We start from the raw sequence: 15,264 nt of genomic DNA, 5'->3' as shown, positions 1-15,264 counted from the left end.
GGGGCCCCCATCCCATGTCGAGATCCGAGCCGCACACTGGCCCTAAACCTTAACAGTCACGCAACAGATCACGCTCTGGGCCGGAAATCAAAAGGGGGAATCGCGTGGCGGGTATTCAATTCCCCTCAAGCGCGAGTGCGGGAAGCCTCGTAAAGCGCCACCGCGGCGGCGGCCGAGACATTCAGGCTCTCGAAACCGCCCGGCATGGGGATCTTTCCCAGGGCGTCGCAGTGTTCGGCCACCAGCCGGCGGATGCCTTCGCCCTCCGATCCCAGCACCAGGACGGTGGGGGTTCCGTCCAGCGCCTGCTCCAGGGACTGGTCGGCGGTCCCGTCCAGGCCCACGGCCCGCCAGCCGAGGTCGGCCAGGGTCTCCAGGGCCCGCGACAGGTTCACCACGTGGGCCGTGGGGATCTGGTCCACGGCGCCGGCGGCGGCCTTGGCGAGCGCCCCGGTCAGCTTCGGCGCGTGGCGGTCCTGCAGGATGACGCCGGCCGCCCCGAAGGCCGCGGCCGAGCGCAGGATGGCGCCGACGTTCTGCGGGTCGGTGACCTGGTCGAGCATCAGCACCACCGCGCCGGGCCTGGCCTCGAATTCCTCCAGGGCCACCGGCTCCAGCATCGCCACCTGCAGGGCCAGGCCCTGGTGGACCGCGCCGCTGGGAAGGTTGTGGCTGATGACGCCGGGCTCGACGATCTCCAGCGCCGGGTTGCGTCCGAATCGCGCCGTGAGCTCCTTCGCGCGGTCGGCGGTGGCCAGCAGGCGGTCGGCCGGTTCGCGGGCCGGATTGGCCAGGGCGGCGCTCACGGCGTGCCAACCCCAGAGCCAGTCGTCGGAAACCGCGTCCCGCCGTCCGGAATGCCTTCCGTGGGGGCCCTTTTTAGAACCCTTCCAGGGCGCGTTGCGTTCGCTGTGTGACGACACTATAAGGCGCACTCCAAATCGGGAACCGGACAGATTTCCCGCCGCTCGCGACCGGCTTTAGCACCGGACGCACCGATCGGCGGAGGCTTTTTGTTCGGACCTCGGTGTGGCTCCGAGCGCGCTGGGGGAATGTCCCGAGTGGCAAAGGGGGGGGACTGTAAATCCCCTGGCGTACGCCTTCGTAGGTTCGAGTCCTACTTCCCCCACCACGCGCCGGAGCGAAACTCTATGGAGGCTCGCTCACGAGCACCCCGTTCTGCGGGTATAGCACAATGGTAGTGCAGCAGCCTTCCAAGCTGAGGATGCGGGTTCGATTCCCGCTACCCGCTCCATCTCTCAAACGCCCGTAGGATCCCATGGCCAAGGAAAAGTTCGAACGCACTAAGCCGCACTGCAACATCGGCACGATTGGTCACGTTGACCATGGCAAGACGACGTTGACGGCCGCGATCACGATGACGCTGGCCAAGGCCGGTGGGGCCAAGGCGATGGCCTATGCCGACATCGACGCGGCTCCGGAGGAGAAGGCGCGCGGGATCACGATCAACACCGCGCACGTGGAATATGAGACGGCCAACCGTCACTACGCCCACGTCGACTGCCCCGGCCACGCCGACTATGTGAAGAACATGATCACCGGCGCGGCCCAGATGGACGGCGCGATCCTGGTGGTGTCGGCCGCCGACGGTCCGATGCCGCAGACCCGCGAGCACATCCTGCTGGCCCGTCAGGTGGGCGTGCCCGCCCTGGTGGTCTACATGAACAAGGTCGACCTGGTGGACGACGCCGAGCTGCTGGAGCTGGTGGAGATGGAGGTGCGCGAGCTCCTGTCGTCGTACCAGTTCCCGGGCGACGACATCCCGATCACCATGGGTTCGGCCAAGGTGGCGCTGGACGGCGGCGATCCGGAGATCGGCGAGAAGTCGATCCTGAAGCTGATGGAGACGGTGGACGCCTACATCCCGCAGCCGGAGCGTCCGGTGGACCTGCCGTTCCTGATGCCGGTGGAAGACGTGTTCTCGATCTCGGGCCGCGGCACGGTGGTGACCGGCCGGATCGAAAAGGGCATCGTCAAGGTCGGCGAGGAAGTCGAGATCGTCGGCATCCGCCCCGTCCAGAAGACCATCTGCACGGGCGTGGAAATGTTCCGCAAGCTGTTGGACCAGGGTCAGGCCGGCGACAACGTGGGCGTGCTGCTGCGCGGCACCAAGCGTGAAGACGTCGAGCGCGGCCAGGTTCTCTGCAAGCCGGGCTCGATCACCCCGCACACCAAGTTCGTGGCCGAGGCCTATATCCTGACCAAGGAAGAGGGCGGTCGTCACACCCCGTTCTTCACCAACTACCGTCCTCAGTTCTACTTCCGGACCACCGACGTGACCGGGATCATCAAGCTGAAGGAAGGCGTGGAAATGATCATGCCGGGCGACAACGCCGAGCTGGACGTGGAACTGATCACCCCGATCGCCATGGACCAGGGCCTGCGTTTCGCCATCCGCGAAGGCGGCCGCACCGTCGGCGCCGGCGTGGTCTCCAAGATCGTCGAGTAGTCTCTACCCGCTCCCTCTTGGGGGCAGGAAGACAAGATCAGGCCTCCGGAGCGATCCGGAGGCCTTTTTGCTGCGCGTCAGGTGGGGCGGGGCGTGCCGGGCTCGGGCTCGCCGGTCGAGGGGTTGGTCAGGGTCTTGGCGTTTCGGCTCGAATCCTTGCTCCCGGCGGGCTCGGTGGCCGGGCGGGGCGGGGAGGCCGGCTTCATGTCCTCGTCGCGGGTCTTGGCGGCGTTGGGGTCGCGGTCTGGCATGGGATTTCCTGATCTGGCGGGGCCCCGGACAAACGCAGGTGCCGGCCGCTTCGATCCGCGCGCCGCGACTATTGCTTGGGGGGGCGGCCACTGCTAAACGACCCGGCTCTAGCGATGAGCGCGCGCCGGAAGGCTTTCCGGCGCGCTGTTCATTGTTCAGAGGCCGCGCCCGCAAGGGCGAGGGTCGTAGGAGTGTAGCTCAGCTGGTAGAGCATCGGTCTCCAAAACCGAGGGTCGTGGGTTCGAGTCCCTCCACTCCTGCCAACCTATGTGTACGTAGACCAGGGCGCGGAGGTCCGCCGCCCGCCTATAAGAGAGTGTCGAGCGCCTAGATGGCCAGGAAACCGGGTTCCACGCCGCAAGCGATGAAGAACCGCGCCGCCAAGACGGCCGCGGTGATCGCGCCTGCATCGGCCCTGGCGCAGGCCGCGCCGAAGAAGAAGACCAGCCCCGCCCAGTTCTTCCGGGAAGTCCGCGCCGAGGCGCGCAAGATCACCTGGACGACGCGCAAGGAGACCTGGATCACCTCGGTGATGGTGGGGATCATGGTGGTGCTGGCCGCGACCTTCTTCTCCCTGGTGGATGGGGCCCTGACCCTCGCCATGGCCTTCCTCCTCAAGCTCGCGAATGCGGGATAGTCGAAATGAACGCTGAAGCTCCCGCCACCGTCGCCGCCAATCCCCGCCACAAGTGGTACATCGTCCACGCCTACTCGAACTTCGAGAAGAAGGTGGCCGAGTCGATTCGCGAACAGGCCCGCAGCCAGGGGCTGGAGGACAACTTCTCCGACATCCTGGTGCCCACCGAGGACGTGGTGGAGATCCGCCGCGGCCGGAAGGTCAACGCCGAGCGCAAGTTCTTCCCGGGCTACGTCCTGGTGAAGATGGAGCTCACCGACGAGGCCTACCACCTCATCAAGAACACCCCGAAGGTCACCGGTTTCCTGGGCAGCCAGAACAAGCCGCAGCCGGTCTCGGAAAAGGAAGTCGCCCGCATCATCGGCGCCATCGAAGAAGGCGTCGAGCGGCCCAAGCCCACGATCCAGTTCGAGATCGGGGAACAGGTCCGCGTCACCGATGGTCCGTTCGCCAGCTTCAACGGCTCGGTGGAACAGGTCGACGAGGAACGCGCCCGCCTGCGCGTGACGGTGTCCATCTTCGGACGCGCCACGCCGGTCGAGCTCGAATACAGCCAGGTCGAAAAGACGACCTGACTGGCGCCGCCTTTCTCCGCATCCGCGGGGAGGGGCCTTTAAATCCGTGGGAGGCCCAGCCAGGGCCGGACCACGGCTCAACAGACCGGACGTCCGGTCACAGAGGAGAACATGGCCAAGAAAATTCTGGGCTATATCAAGCTGCAGGTGCCCGCGGGCTCCGCGACGCCTTCGCCGCCCATCGGGCCGGCGCTGGGTCAGCGCGGCGTCAACATTATGGGCTTCTGCAAGGAGTTCAACGCCCGCACCGAGAAGGAAACCAAGGGCACGCCCCTGCCGACGGTGATCACCGTCTACCAGGACAAGTCCTTCACCTTCATCACCAAGACCCCGCCGGCGACCCACTTCATCAAGGAAGCGCTTGGCCTGAAGTCCGGCTCCAAGCTGCCCGGCCGCGACGTGGCCGGCTCGATCTCGCGCACCCAGCTGCGCGACATCGCCGAGAAGAAGATGAAGGACCTCAACGCCAACGACGTTGAAGCCGCCGCCAAGATCATCGAGGGCTCCGCCCGTTCGATGGGTCTTGAGATCGTGGAGGCCTAAGAGATGCCCAAGCAAGCCAAACGCGTCCAAGCCTGGACCGGTGACCGCCTCGCCAACCACGCCGTCGCCGACGCCGTGAAACTGGTCAAGGCCAACGCCACCGCCAAGTTCGACGAAAGCATCGAGATCGCCGTCAACCTCGGCGTCGATCCCCGCCACGCCGACCAGCAGGTCCGTGGCGTCGTCAGCCTGCCCTCCGGCACCGGCCGCGACGTCCGCGTCTGCGTCATCGCCAAGGACGCCAAGGCGGCCGAAGCCGAAGCCGCCGGGGCCGACATCGTCGGCGCCGAGGAGCTGGTGGAACGCATCCAGGGCGGCTTCATGGAGTTCGACCGCGTGATCGCCACGCCGGACATGATGGCCCTCGTCGGCCGTCTGGGTAAGGTGCTGGGCCCCCGCGGCCTGATGCCGAACCCGCGCGTCGGCACGGTGACCCCCAACGTCGGTCAAGCCGTGAAGGACGCCAAGGGCGGCGCCATCGAGTTCCGCACCGAGAAGACCGGGATCATCCACGCCGGCATCGGCAAGGCGAGCTTCACCGAAGACGCCCTGCTGGCCAACGTGCGCGCCCTGGTCGACGCCCTGAACAAGGCCAAGCCCTCGGGCGCCAAGGGCATCTACATCAAGCGCATCAGCCTCTCGTCCACCATGGGCCCGGGCTTCCGCGTCGACACCACTTCGGTCGGCGTCTGAAGCTGAGATCCAGCTGAAGTCGGATATGGCGGGCGGGTCCTTCGCGGGGCCCGCCCGTTTCCTTTTCCCCGTCGGGTTTGACGGGCGGGCCGGGCTCGTGTAGAGCCCGCCCCTCTAAAGTTTCGCCTCCCGGACAAGGGGAGGTGGGCTCGAGGCCTTCGGGTCTCGATCCTGTCCATGAACTGCGGGGTTTCCGGGGTCACCGGAGACCGTAACGCGAGGAAGAGCCCTTCCTCAGCCGCGGGGAGACGGGAAGATGACGCCTCATCGACCATTCGCTTCGAATGGGCGCGCAGGCTGCGGCTTCTCTCGGACAGGCTGATCGGCCGCGTGGGGTTTCCTCACGCAACGATCATCTATGCGGTCGCCGGAATCGTCCGGCGGCTGGACCTGAGTATGGAGACCGCAATGGACCGCGCTCAAAAGCAGGTGACGATCGAGACGCTCAAGGGCGTCTTCGCCGACGCCGGCGCCGTGGTCGTGACCCACAATCTGGGTCTGACCGTTGCGGAAATGACCGATCTGCGTGGCCGCCTCCGCAAGGAAGGCGCTCACCTGAAGGTGGTGAAGAACACCCTGGCTCAGAAGGCCCTGGACGGTTCGGTCGGCGAGGCGGGCGACGCCCTCTTCACCGGCCCTGTCGCCATCGCCTATGCGCCGGACGCTGTCTCCGCCGCCAAGGTCGCGACCCAGTTCGCCAAGGAGAACGAGAAGTTCACCGTCATCGGCGGGCTCATGGGTCAAGAGGTGCTGGACAAGTCGGCGGTGAGCGCTCTCGCCACCCTGCCGTCGCTGGACCAGCTCCGTGGCAAGATCATCGGCCTTCTGCAAGCTCCCGCGACCAAGGTCGCCGGCGTTCTGCAGGCCCCGGCCGCTCAGCTTGCCCGCGTCATGTCGGCCTACGCCGCCAAAGACGCCGCCTGATCGTCATTTTCCCCGACAACACCCACTCCCTAAGGAACTATCCAAATGTCGAAGCTTGAAAAACTGGTCGATGACCTGTCCGCCCTGACCGTCCTGGAAGCCTCCGAGCTGTCCAAGCTGCTGGAAGAAAAGTGGGGCGTCTCCGCCGCCGCTCCGGTGGCCGTGGCCGCCGCCGCCGGCGCCGCTGCTCCGGTTGAAGCCGCCGAAGAGCAAACCGAGTTCACCGTTGTCCTGACCGCCGGTGGCGACAAGAAGATCAACGTGATCAAGGAAGTCCGCGGCGTCCGTCCGGACCTCGGCCTGAAGGAAGCCAAGGACCTGGTCGAAGGCGCTCCGCAGAACGTCGTCGAGAACGTGTCCAAGCAAGTGGCCGACGACGTCGCCAAGAAGCTGACCGAAGCCGGCGCGACCGTCACCGTGAAGTAAGACTGACGCGCGGTTCGCCGCCTGTCTCGAGCGGGCCCCGGAGAGCGATCTCCGGGGCCCGTTTTCGTTTCGCCGCCGACGCCGTGACGAACTAAATCTCGATAAGGGCTTCACATCCTGCGCGAGAGCGATTATCTCGGCTCCTTCGCAAAATACGATTCGTGTCACACGCGATTCTGACGCGCGCCTATGTTCCGAGGCATGGCCCACCGCCCTCCGGCCATGCGAGGGAACGCCCCTGGCGATACAGGGGCTCCAGCGTCCGGCGCCCGCAAGGGCGTTCGAGGGTGGACGCGGGATAAAAGACCTGACGCCTGGAAACCGTTCCGGGCGTCGCTCAAGGGAATAAAATGGCGCAATCCTTCACCGGTAAAAAGCGGATCCGTCACTCGTTCGGCCGCATCCCTGAAGCCGTGCAGATGCCGAACCTGATCGAGGTTCAGCGCTCCTCCTACGAACAGTTCCTGCAGCGCGAGACCCGCGCCGGCGAGCGTCGTGACGAGGGCGTGGAGGCGGTCTTCAAGTCCGTCTTCCCGATCAAGGACTTCAACGAACGCGCGGTGCTCGAATACGTCACCTACGAGTTCGAGGAACCCAAGTACGACGTCGAAGAGTGCGTCCAGCGCGACATGACCTATGCGGCTCCGCTGAAGGTCAAGCTTCGCCTGATCGTCTTCGAGACCGACGAGGAAACCGGCGCCCGCTCCGTGAAGGACATCAAGGAGCAGGACGTCTACATGGGCGATATCCCGCTCATGACGGAGAAGGGCACCTTCATCGTCAACGGCACGCAGCGGGTCATCGTCTCGCAGATGCACCGTTCGCCGGGCGTGTTCTTCGACCACGACAAGGGCAAGACGCACTCCTCGGGCAAGCTGCTGTTCGCCGCCCGGGTGATCCCCTATCGCGGTTCCTGGCTCGACTTCGAGTTCGACGCCAAGGACGTGGTCTTCGTCCGCATCGACCGTCGCCGCAAGCTGCCGGCCACCACCTTCCTGATGGCGCTGGGCATGGACGGGGAGGAGATCCTCTCCACCTTCTACGACGCGGTGCCCTACGAGAAGCGCCTTGAGGGCAAGAAGGGCGCGGCCGGCTGGGCCACCCCCTACAAGCCCGAGCGCTGGCGCGGGACCAAGCCGGAGTATCCTCTGGTGGACGGCGAGACGGGCGAGGAGATCGCCCCGGCCGGCCAGAAGATCTCGGCCCGCAACGCCAAGAAGTTCGCCGACGCGGGTCTCAAGACCCTGCTGCTGCCGCCGGAGGCCCTGGTGGGCCGCTACCTGGCGCGCGACCTGGTGAACCACCAGACCGGTGAGATCTACGCCGAAGCCGGCGACGAGCTGGACCAGCCGCTGATCACGGCGCTGGAAGAGCAGGGCTTCACCACCCTGGACACCCTCGACATCGACGAGGTGACCATGGGCGCCTACATGCGCAACACCCTGCGCGTGGACAAGAACTCGGCCCGCGAAGACGCCCTCTTCGACATCTATCGCGTCATGCGTCCCGGCGAGCCGCCGACGGTGGAAGCCGCCGAGGCCATGTTCAAGTCGCTGTTCTTCGACGGCGAGCGCTACGACCTGTCCTCGGTCGGACGCGTGAAGATGAACATCCGCCTGGAGCTCGACTGCCCCGACGACGTGCGCATCCTGCGCAAGGAAGACGTGCTGGCGGTCCTCAAGACCCTGGTGGGCCTGCGCGACGGCCGCGGCGAGATCGACGACATCGACAACCTCGGCAACCGCCGGGTGCGTTCGGTCGGCGAGCTGCTGGAGAACCAGTACCGCGTCGGCCTGCTGCGGATGGAGCGGGCGATCAAGGAGCGCATGTCCAGCGTCGATATCGACACGGTCATGCCCCACGACCTGATCAATGCGAAGCCGGCCGCCGCGGCCGTGCGCGAATTCTTCGGCTCGTCGCAGCTCTCGCAGTTCATGGACCAGACCAACCCGCTGTCGGAAATCACCCACAAGCGCCGCCTCTCGGCGCTTGGCCCGGGCGGTCTGACCCGCGAGCGGGCGGGCTTCGAAGTCCGCGACGTGCACCCGACCCACTACGGCCGGATCTGCCCCATCGAGACGCCGGAAGGCCCGAACATCGGCCTGATCAACTCGCTCGCCACCCACGCGGTGGTGAACAAGTACGGCTTCATCGAGAGCCCCTACCGCCGGATCAAGGACGGCAAGACCACCGACGAGGTGGTCTACATGTCGGCCATGGAAGAGGCCAAGCACGTCATCGCCCAGGCCAACATCACCCTGAAGGACGGCGTGATCGTCGAGGAGCTGGTGGCCGGACGGGTCAATGGCGAGCCGGGCCTGCTGCCGCGCGACACCGTCGACCTGATGGACGTCTCGCCCAAGCAGGTGGTCTCCGTCGCCGCCTCGCTGATCCCGTTCCTCGAAAACGATGACGCCAACCGCGCCCTGATGGGCTCGAACATGCAGAAGCAGGCCGTGCCGCTCATCCAGTCGGATGCGCCCCTGGTCGGCACCGGCATGGAAGCCATCGTGGCCGTGGACTCCGGCGCCGTCGTGGTGGCCCGCCGAGCCGGCGTCGTCGAACAGATCGACGGCACCCGGATCGTCATCCGCGCCACCGAGGAGAACGACCCGACCAAGGCCGGCGTCGACATCTACCGCCTGCAGAAGTTCCAGCGTTCCAACACCTCCACCTGCATCAACCAGCGTCCGCTGGTGCGGGTGGGCGACCGGGTCAACACCGGCGACGTCATCGCCGACGGCCCGTCGACGGACCTGGGCGAACTGGCCCTGGGCCGGAACACCCTCGTCGCCTTCATGCCCTGGAATGGCTACAACTTCGAAGACTCCATCCTGATCTCCGAGCGCATCGTGCGCGATGACGTCTTCACCTCGATCCACATCGAGGAGTTCGAGGTCATGGCCCGCGACACCAAGCTGGGTCCGGAAGAGATCACCCGCGACATCCCCAATGTCGGCGAGGAAGCCCTGCGCAACCTCGACGAAGCGGGCATCGTGGCGATCGGCGCCGAGGTCCTGCCGGGCGACATCCTGGTGGGCAAGGTGACCCCCAAGGGCGAGAGCCCGATGACGCCGGAAGAAAAGCTCCTGCGCGCCATCTTCGGTGAAAAGGCCTCCGACGTCCGCGACACTTCCCTGCGCCTGCCCCCGGGCGTCGCCGGGACCATCGTGGAAGTCCGCGTGTTCAACCGTCACGGCGTCGACAAGGACGAACGCGCCATGGCCATCGAGCGCGCCGAGATCGACCGCCTGGGCAAGGACCGCGACGACGAGTTCGCGATCCTGAACCGCAACATGACCTCGCGCCTTCGCGACCTGCTCACCGGCAAGACCGCCATCTCCGGCCCCAAGGGCCTGGGCCGTGGCGAAGTCACCGCCGAGAAGCTGGAAGAGATCGCCCCCGGCCTGTGGTGGCAGATCGCCCTGGACGACGAGAAGGCCATGGGCGAGCTGGAGGCCATGCGCCGCCAGTTCGACGAGGCCCGCAAGCGTCTGGACCGCCGCTTCGAGGACAAGGTCGACAAGCTGCAGCGCGGGGACGAACTGCCCCCCGGCGTGATGAAGATGGTCAAGGTCTTCGTGGCCGTGAAGCGCAAGCTTCAGCCCGGCGACAAGATGGCCGGCCGTCACGGCAACAAGGGGGTCATCTCCAAGATCCTGCCGATCGAGGACATGCCCTACCTGGCCAACGGCCAGAACGTGGACATCGTGCTGAACCCGCTGGGCGTGCCCTCGCGCATGAACGTCGGTCAGATCTTCGAGACCCACCTGGGCTGGGCCGCCGCCGGCCTCGGCCGTCAGATCGCCGAACTGCTGGAAGCCTGGCAGAACGGCGGCCAGAAGAAGGCCCTGATCGACCACCTGCAGAGCATCTACGGCAAGGATCAGGAACTCCCCGACACCGAGGAGGAACTGATCGAGCTCTGTAAGAACCTGTCCAAGGGCGTGCCCTTCGCGACCCCGGTCTTCGACGGCGCCCACATCGACGACATCGAGAACCTCCTCGAAAAGGCGGGCCTGGCCCGTTCCGGCCAGTCCATCCTCTACGATGGTCAGACCGGCGAGCAGTTCAAGCGCCCGGTCACGGTCGGCTACATCTACATGCTGAAGCTGCACCACCTGGTGGACGACAAGATCCACGCCCGTTCCATCGGCCCCTACAGCCTGGTCACCCAGCAACCGCTGGGCGGCAAGGCCCAGTTCGGCGGCCAGCGGTTCGGGGAGATGGAGGTCTGGGCTCTGGAAGCCTACGGCGCGGCCTACACCCTGCAGGAAATGCTGACGGTGAAGTCCGACGACGTGGCCGGCCGGACCAAGGTCTACGAGTCCATCGTCCGCGGCGACGACACCTTCGAGGCCGGGATCCCGGAAAGCTTCAACGTGCTGGTCAAGGAAATGCGTTCCCTGGGCCTGAACGTCGAGCTCGAGAACGGCTAACGCCGGCGTCGCACGCCATCGTCAATGCGAGGGGAGGGGCCCGTCAGCTCCTCCCGCTTCGCCACTGAAACTGCTGACGAACTGGAATTCTGATGAACCAGGAAGTCCTGAATATCTTCAACCCGGTCCAGGCCGTTCCGACCTTCGACCGTATCCGCATCGCCCTGGCTTCGCCTGAGAAGATCCGGTCGTGGTCCTTCGGCGAGATCAAGAAGCCCGAGACCATCAACTATCGCACGTTCAAGCCGGAACGTGACGGCCTGTTCTGCGCGCGGATCTTTGGCCCGACCAAGGACTACGAGTGCCTGTGCGGCAAGTACAAGCGCATGAAGTACAAGGGCATCATCTGCGAGAAGTGCGGCGTCGAGGTCACCCTGGCCCGCGTCCGGCGCGAGCGGATGGGCCACATCGAACTGGCCAGCCCGGTCGCCCACATCTGGTTCCTGAAGTCCCTGCCCAGCCGCATCTCGATGATGCTGGACATGGCCCTGAAGGACATCGAGCGCGTGCTCTATTTCGAGCACTACATCGTCACCGAGCCGGGCCTGACCCCGCTGAAGCAGCACCAGCTGCTTTCGGAAGACGAGTACATGCGCTACCAGGAGGAGTTCGGGGACGACAGCTTCACCGCCGAGATCGGCGCCGAAGCCGTCCAGGGCCTGCTGCGGGCCATCGACCTGCCCAAGGAAGCCGACCGGCTGCGTGAGGACCTCCTCACCACCACCTCGGAAATGAAGCTGAAGAAGACGTCCAAGCGTCTGAAGCTGATCGAGAGCTTCATCGAAAGCGGCAACAAGCCGGAATGGATGATCCTGTCGGTGGTCCCCGTGATCCCGCCGGAACTGCGTCCCCTGGTGCCGCTGGACGGCGGCCGCTTCGCGACCTCCGACCTGAACGACCTCTATCGCCGGGTCATCAACCGCAACAACCGCCTCAAGCGCCTGATCGAGCTGCGCGCCCCCGACATCATCATCCGCAACGAAAAGCGGATGCTGCAGGAGGCCGTCGACGCCCTGTTCGACAACGGCCGTCGCGGCCGGGTCATCACCGGCGCCAACAAGCGGCCCCTGAAGTCGCTGGCCGACATGCTGAAGGGCAAGCAGGGCCGGTTCCGCCAGAACCTGCTCGGCAAGCGCGTCGACTATTCCGGCCGTTCGGTCATCGTCGTGGGTCCGGAACTGAAGCTGCACGAGTGCGGCCTGCCCAAGAAGATGGCGCTCGAGCTCTTCAAGCCCTTCATCTACGCGCGTCTCGACGCCAAGGGCCTGTCGGGCACCGTGAAGCAGTCCAAGCGCATGGTGGAACGCGAGCAGCCCGCCGTCTGGGACATCCTGGACGAGGTGATCCGCGAACACCCGGTTCTGCTGAACCGCGCGCCCACCCTGCACCGTCTGGGCATCCAGGCCTTCGAACCCAAGCTGATCGAGGGCAAGGCCATCCAGCTTCACCCGCTGGTCTGCGCGGCCTTCAACGCCGACTTCGACGGCGACCAGATGGCCGTCCACGTGCCGCTCTCGCTGGAAGCCCAGCTGGAAGCGCGCGTGCTGATGATGAGCACGAACAACATCCTGTCGCCGGCCAACGGCCGACCGATCATCGTGCCGTCGCAGGACATCGTGCTGGGGCTCTACTACCTGTCCCTCGCCCGCGAAGGCGAGCCGGGCGAAGGCAAGATCTTCTCCGACCTGGGCGAGATCGAAGCCGCGCTCGACCACGGCGTGGTCAGCATCCACTCCAAGATCAAGGCCCGCCACAGCGAGATGAACGCCGACGGCGTGCTGGAGCGTAAGCTGATCGACACGACGCCCGGCCGGATGAAGATCTCGGCCCTGTTCCCGCACCACCCGGCGGTCGGTCACCGGCTCCTGGAGAAGAACCTCACCAAGAAGGAAATCGGCAACCTGATCGACATCGTCTACCGCCACTGCGGTCAGAAGGCGACGGTCATCTTCGCCGACCAGATCATGGGGCTGGGCTTCAAGGAAGCGGCCAAGGCCGGCATCTCCTTCGGCAAGGATGACATCATCATCCCCGAGCGGAAGAAGCCCATCGTCACCCAGACCCGCAAGCTGGTGGAAGAGTACGAGCAGCAATACGCCGACGGCCTGATCACCAAGGGCGAGAAGTACAACAAGGTCGTCGACGCCTGGGCGAAAGCCACCGACCGCGTCGCCGACGAGATGATGGCCGAGATCTCGACCCAGCCGAAGGACGAGAACGGCCGCGAGCTGGAGATCAACTCGATCTTCATGATGGCCAACTCCGGCGCCCGCGGTTCGCAGGCCCAGATGAAGCAGCTCGGCGGGATGCGCGGCCTGATGGCCAAGCCCTCCGGCGAGATCATCGAGACGCCGATCATCTCGAACTTCAAGGAAGGCCTGACCGTCCAGGAGTACTTCAACTCCACCCACGGCGCCCGTAAGGGCCTGGCCGACACCGCCCTGAAGACCGCCAACTCCGGCTACCTGACCCGTCGTCTGGTGGACGTGGCGCAGGACTGCATCATCAACGAGGAAGACTGCGGCACCACGCGGGGCATCACCCTGCGCGCGGTCATCGAGGGCGGCGACGTCCTGGTCTCGCTGGGGCTGCGCATCCTGGGCCGTTCCACCGCCGAGGACATCAAGGACCCGGGCACCGGTGAGGTCATCGTTCCGGCCGACACCTATATGGACGAGAACATCTGCGACCTGATCGACAACGCCGGCGTCCCGTCGGTGAAGGTGCGCTCGGTCCTGACCTGCGAGGCCGCCAACGGCGTCTGCGCGACCTGCTACGGCCGCGACCTGGCCCGCGGCACCCCGGTGAACATCGGTGAAGCGGTCGGCGTCATCGCCGCCCAGTCCATCGGCGAACCCGGCACCCAGCTGACGATGCGGACCTTCCACATTGGCGGCACCGCCCAGGTGGCCGAGCAGTCCTTCTACGAGAGCACCAACACCGGCACCGTGAAGCTGGCCGGGGGCAACACCGTCATCGCCCCTGACGGCGAGCTGATCTGCCTTTCCCGGAACCTGCAGATGAGCGTGCAGGTCGACGGCAAGGATCGCGAGACCTACAAGCCGCCCTATGGCGCGCGCCTGAAGGTCCGTGATGGCGAGAAGGTCAAGCGCGGCCAGCGTCTGGCCGAGTGGGACCCCTACTCGATCCCGATCATCACCGAGGTCGGCGGCAAGATCCGCTTCGAGGACCTGGTGGAGAACTTCTCCGTCCGCGAAGAGGCCGACGAAGCCACCGGCATTTCCAACCGCGTGGTCATCGACTGGCGCACCTCCACCAAGGGTTCGGACCTGCGTCCGGCCATGGCGGTCCTGGACGCCGACGGCGCCTATATGCGGATCTCCAACGGCGGCGAGGCCCGTTACCTCCTGCCGGTGGGCGCGATCCTCTCGGTGGGCGACGGCGACGAGATCAAGCCGGGTGAAGTCATCGCCCGGATGTCGACGGAAGGCGCCAAGACCCGGGACATCACCGGTGGTCTGCCCCGCGTGGCCGAACTCTTCGAAGCCCGTCGTCCCAAGGACTGCGCGGTCATCGCCGAGATGGACGGCCGCGTCGAATTCGGCCGCGACTACAAGAACAAGCGCCGCATCAAGATCACCCCGGAAGATGGTGGCGAGGCGGTCGAGTTCCTGATCCCCAAGGGCAAGCACATCGCCGTCCACGACGGTGACGTGATCCGCCGCGGCGAGTACCTGATCGACGGCAACCCGGATCCGCACGACATCCTGCGCATCCTGGGCATCGAAGCCCTGGCCGAGTTCCTCGTGGACGAAATCCAGGAAGTCTACCGTCTGCAGGGCGTGCCGATTAACGACAAGCACATCGAGACCATCGTCCGTCAGATGCTGCAGAAGGGCGAGATCCTCGAGCCCGGCGACACCGGCCTGCTCAAGGGCGACCACCTCGACATGACGGAAGTCAACGAGGAGAACGCCAAGGCGCAAGCCCGCGGCGGCCGCCCGGCGATCACCCAGCCGGTTCTGCTGGGCATCACCAAGGCCTCGCTGCAGACCCGCAGCTTCATCTCCGCGGCCTCGTTCCAGGAAACGACCCGCGTGCTGACCGAAGCCTCGGTGCAGGGCAAGACCGACACCCTCGAAGGGCTGAAGGAAAACGTGATCGTGGGCCGCCTGATCCCGGCGGGCACGGGCTCTTACCTGCGCAACCTGCAGCGCATCGCCACCAAGCGCGACGAGGCCCTCTCGGCCAGCCGCGAAGAGGCGATGGAGCCGCTGCCGGATATCATCGCGGCCGACGCCGAGGCCGAGAAGGTCGAAGGCTAGACCCAAACCGTCCAGTCAG

At 65.8% G+C, this 15,264-nt stretch carries 11 protein-coding genes and 3 tRNA genes; 12 read left to right on the top strand and 2 right to left on the bottom strand.

Annotated elements, in window-relative coordinates; all coding sequences use genetic code 11:
* Positions 1-125 precede the first annotated feature (125 nt).
* Positions 126-923, bottom strand: a complete 798-nt coding sequence (gene rlmB / locus AC1RN5_RS09800; RefSeq protein ID WP_493040963.1) for a 23S rRNA (guanosine(2251)-2'-O)-methyltransferase RlmB — start codon at positions 921-923, stop codon at positions 126-128.
* 123 nt (positions 924-1,046) lie between these two features.
* On the opposite strand from rlmB, the gene AC1RN5_RS09795 reads away from it, so the two are divergent.
* From AC1RN5_RS09795 to tuf, 3 genes are all read left to right on the top strand, one after another.
* Positions 1,047-1,132: transfer RNA gene (locus AC1RN5_RS09795), tRNA-Tyr, on the top strand.
* 49 nt (positions 1,133-1,181) lie between these two features.
* A tRNA-Gly gene (locus tag AC1RN5_RS09790) sits at positions 1,182-1,255 on the top strand.
* A 24-nt stretch (positions 1,256-1,279) separates the two neighbouring features.
* Positions 1,280-2,470, top strand: a complete 1,191-nt coding sequence (gene tuf / locus AC1RN5_RS09785; RefSeq protein WP_421931186.1) for an elongation factor Tu — start codon at positions 1,280-1,282, stop codon at positions 2,468-2,470.
* Positions 2,471-2,547: 77 nt separating this feature from the next.
* Here the strand turns inward: tuf and AC1RN5_RS09780 are convergent, their stop codons facing one another.
* Positions 2,548-2,721 carry a hypothetical protein gene (locus AC1RN5_RS09780; RefSeq protein WP_493040962.1) on the bottom strand — a complete coding sequence of 58 codons (174 nt, stop codon included), beginning with the start codon at positions 2,719-2,721 and terminating at the stop codon, positions 2,548-2,550.
* A 188-nt stretch (positions 2,722-2,909) separates the two neighbouring features.
* Between AC1RN5_RS09780 and AC1RN5_RS09775 the strand changes: the two genes are divergently transcribed.
* From AC1RN5_RS09775 to rpoC, 9 genes are all read left to right on the top strand, one after another.
* Positions 2,910-2,985 (top strand) — tRNA-Trp (locus AC1RN5_RS09775).
* 68 nt (positions 2,986-3,053) lie between these two features.
* Complete coding sequence (secE, locus tag AC1RN5_RS09770) at positions 3,054-3,359, top strand: preprotein translocase subunit SecE (RefSeq protein ID WP_215340986.1); 306 nt, start codon at positions 3,054-3,056, stop codon at positions 3,357-3,359.
* Between the two features lie 5 nt (positions 3,360-3,364).
* A complete protein-coding gene (gene nusG, locus AC1RN5_RS09765) occupies positions 3,365-3,934 on the top strand; it encodes a transcription termination/antitermination protein NusG (RefSeq protein WP_421931188.1) in 570 nt (189 codons plus the stop codon).
* A gap of 111 nt (positions 3,935-4,045) precedes the next feature.
* Entirely contained in the window at positions 4,046-4,477 is a 432-nt protein-coding gene (gene rplK / locus AC1RN5_RS09760; protein WP_421931189.1) for a 50S ribosomal protein L11, read from the top strand.
* Positions 4,478-4,480: 3 nt separating this feature from the next.
* Positions 4,481-5,170, top strand: coding sequence for a 50S ribosomal protein L1 (gene rplA, locus AC1RN5_RS09755; protein ID WP_421931190.1), 690 nt, complete (start codon positions 4,481-4,483; stop codon positions 5,168-5,170).
* Between the two features lie 408 nt (positions 5,171-5,578).
* Positions 5,579-6,094, top strand: coding sequence for a 50S ribosomal protein L10 (gene rplJ, locus AC1RN5_RS09750; protein WP_493041484.1), 516 nt, complete (start codon positions 5,579-5,581; stop codon positions 6,092-6,094).
* A 45-nt stretch (positions 6,095-6,139) separates the two neighbouring features.
* The gene (rplL, locus tag AC1RN5_RS09745) at positions 6,140-6,520 is read left to right on the top strand and encodes a 50S ribosomal protein L7/L12 (protein WP_421931191.1); all 381 of its coding nucleotides are present in this window, start codon (positions 6,140-6,142) and stop codon (positions 6,518-6,520) included.
* Between the two features lie 350 nt (positions 6,521-6,870).
* Entirely contained in the window at positions 6,871-10,959 is a 4,089-nt protein-coding gene (gene rpoB, locus AC1RN5_RS09740; RefSeq protein WP_421931192.1) for a DNA-directed RNA polymerase subunit beta, read from the top strand.
* Positions 10,960-11,051: 92 nt separating this feature from the next.
* Complete coding sequence (gene rpoC / locus AC1RN5_RS09735; RefSeq protein ID WP_421931193.1) at positions 11,052-15,245, top strand: DNA-directed RNA polymerase subunit beta'; 4,194 nt, start codon at positions 11,052-11,054, stop codon at positions 15,243-15,245.
* Positions 15,246-15,264 lie beyond the last annotated feature (19 nt).

It is taken from the genome of Phenylobacterium sp. GW821-FHT12F10 (genome assembly GCF_058806695.1).
This window is presented reverse-complemented; position numbering and strand designations above follow the sequence as displayed.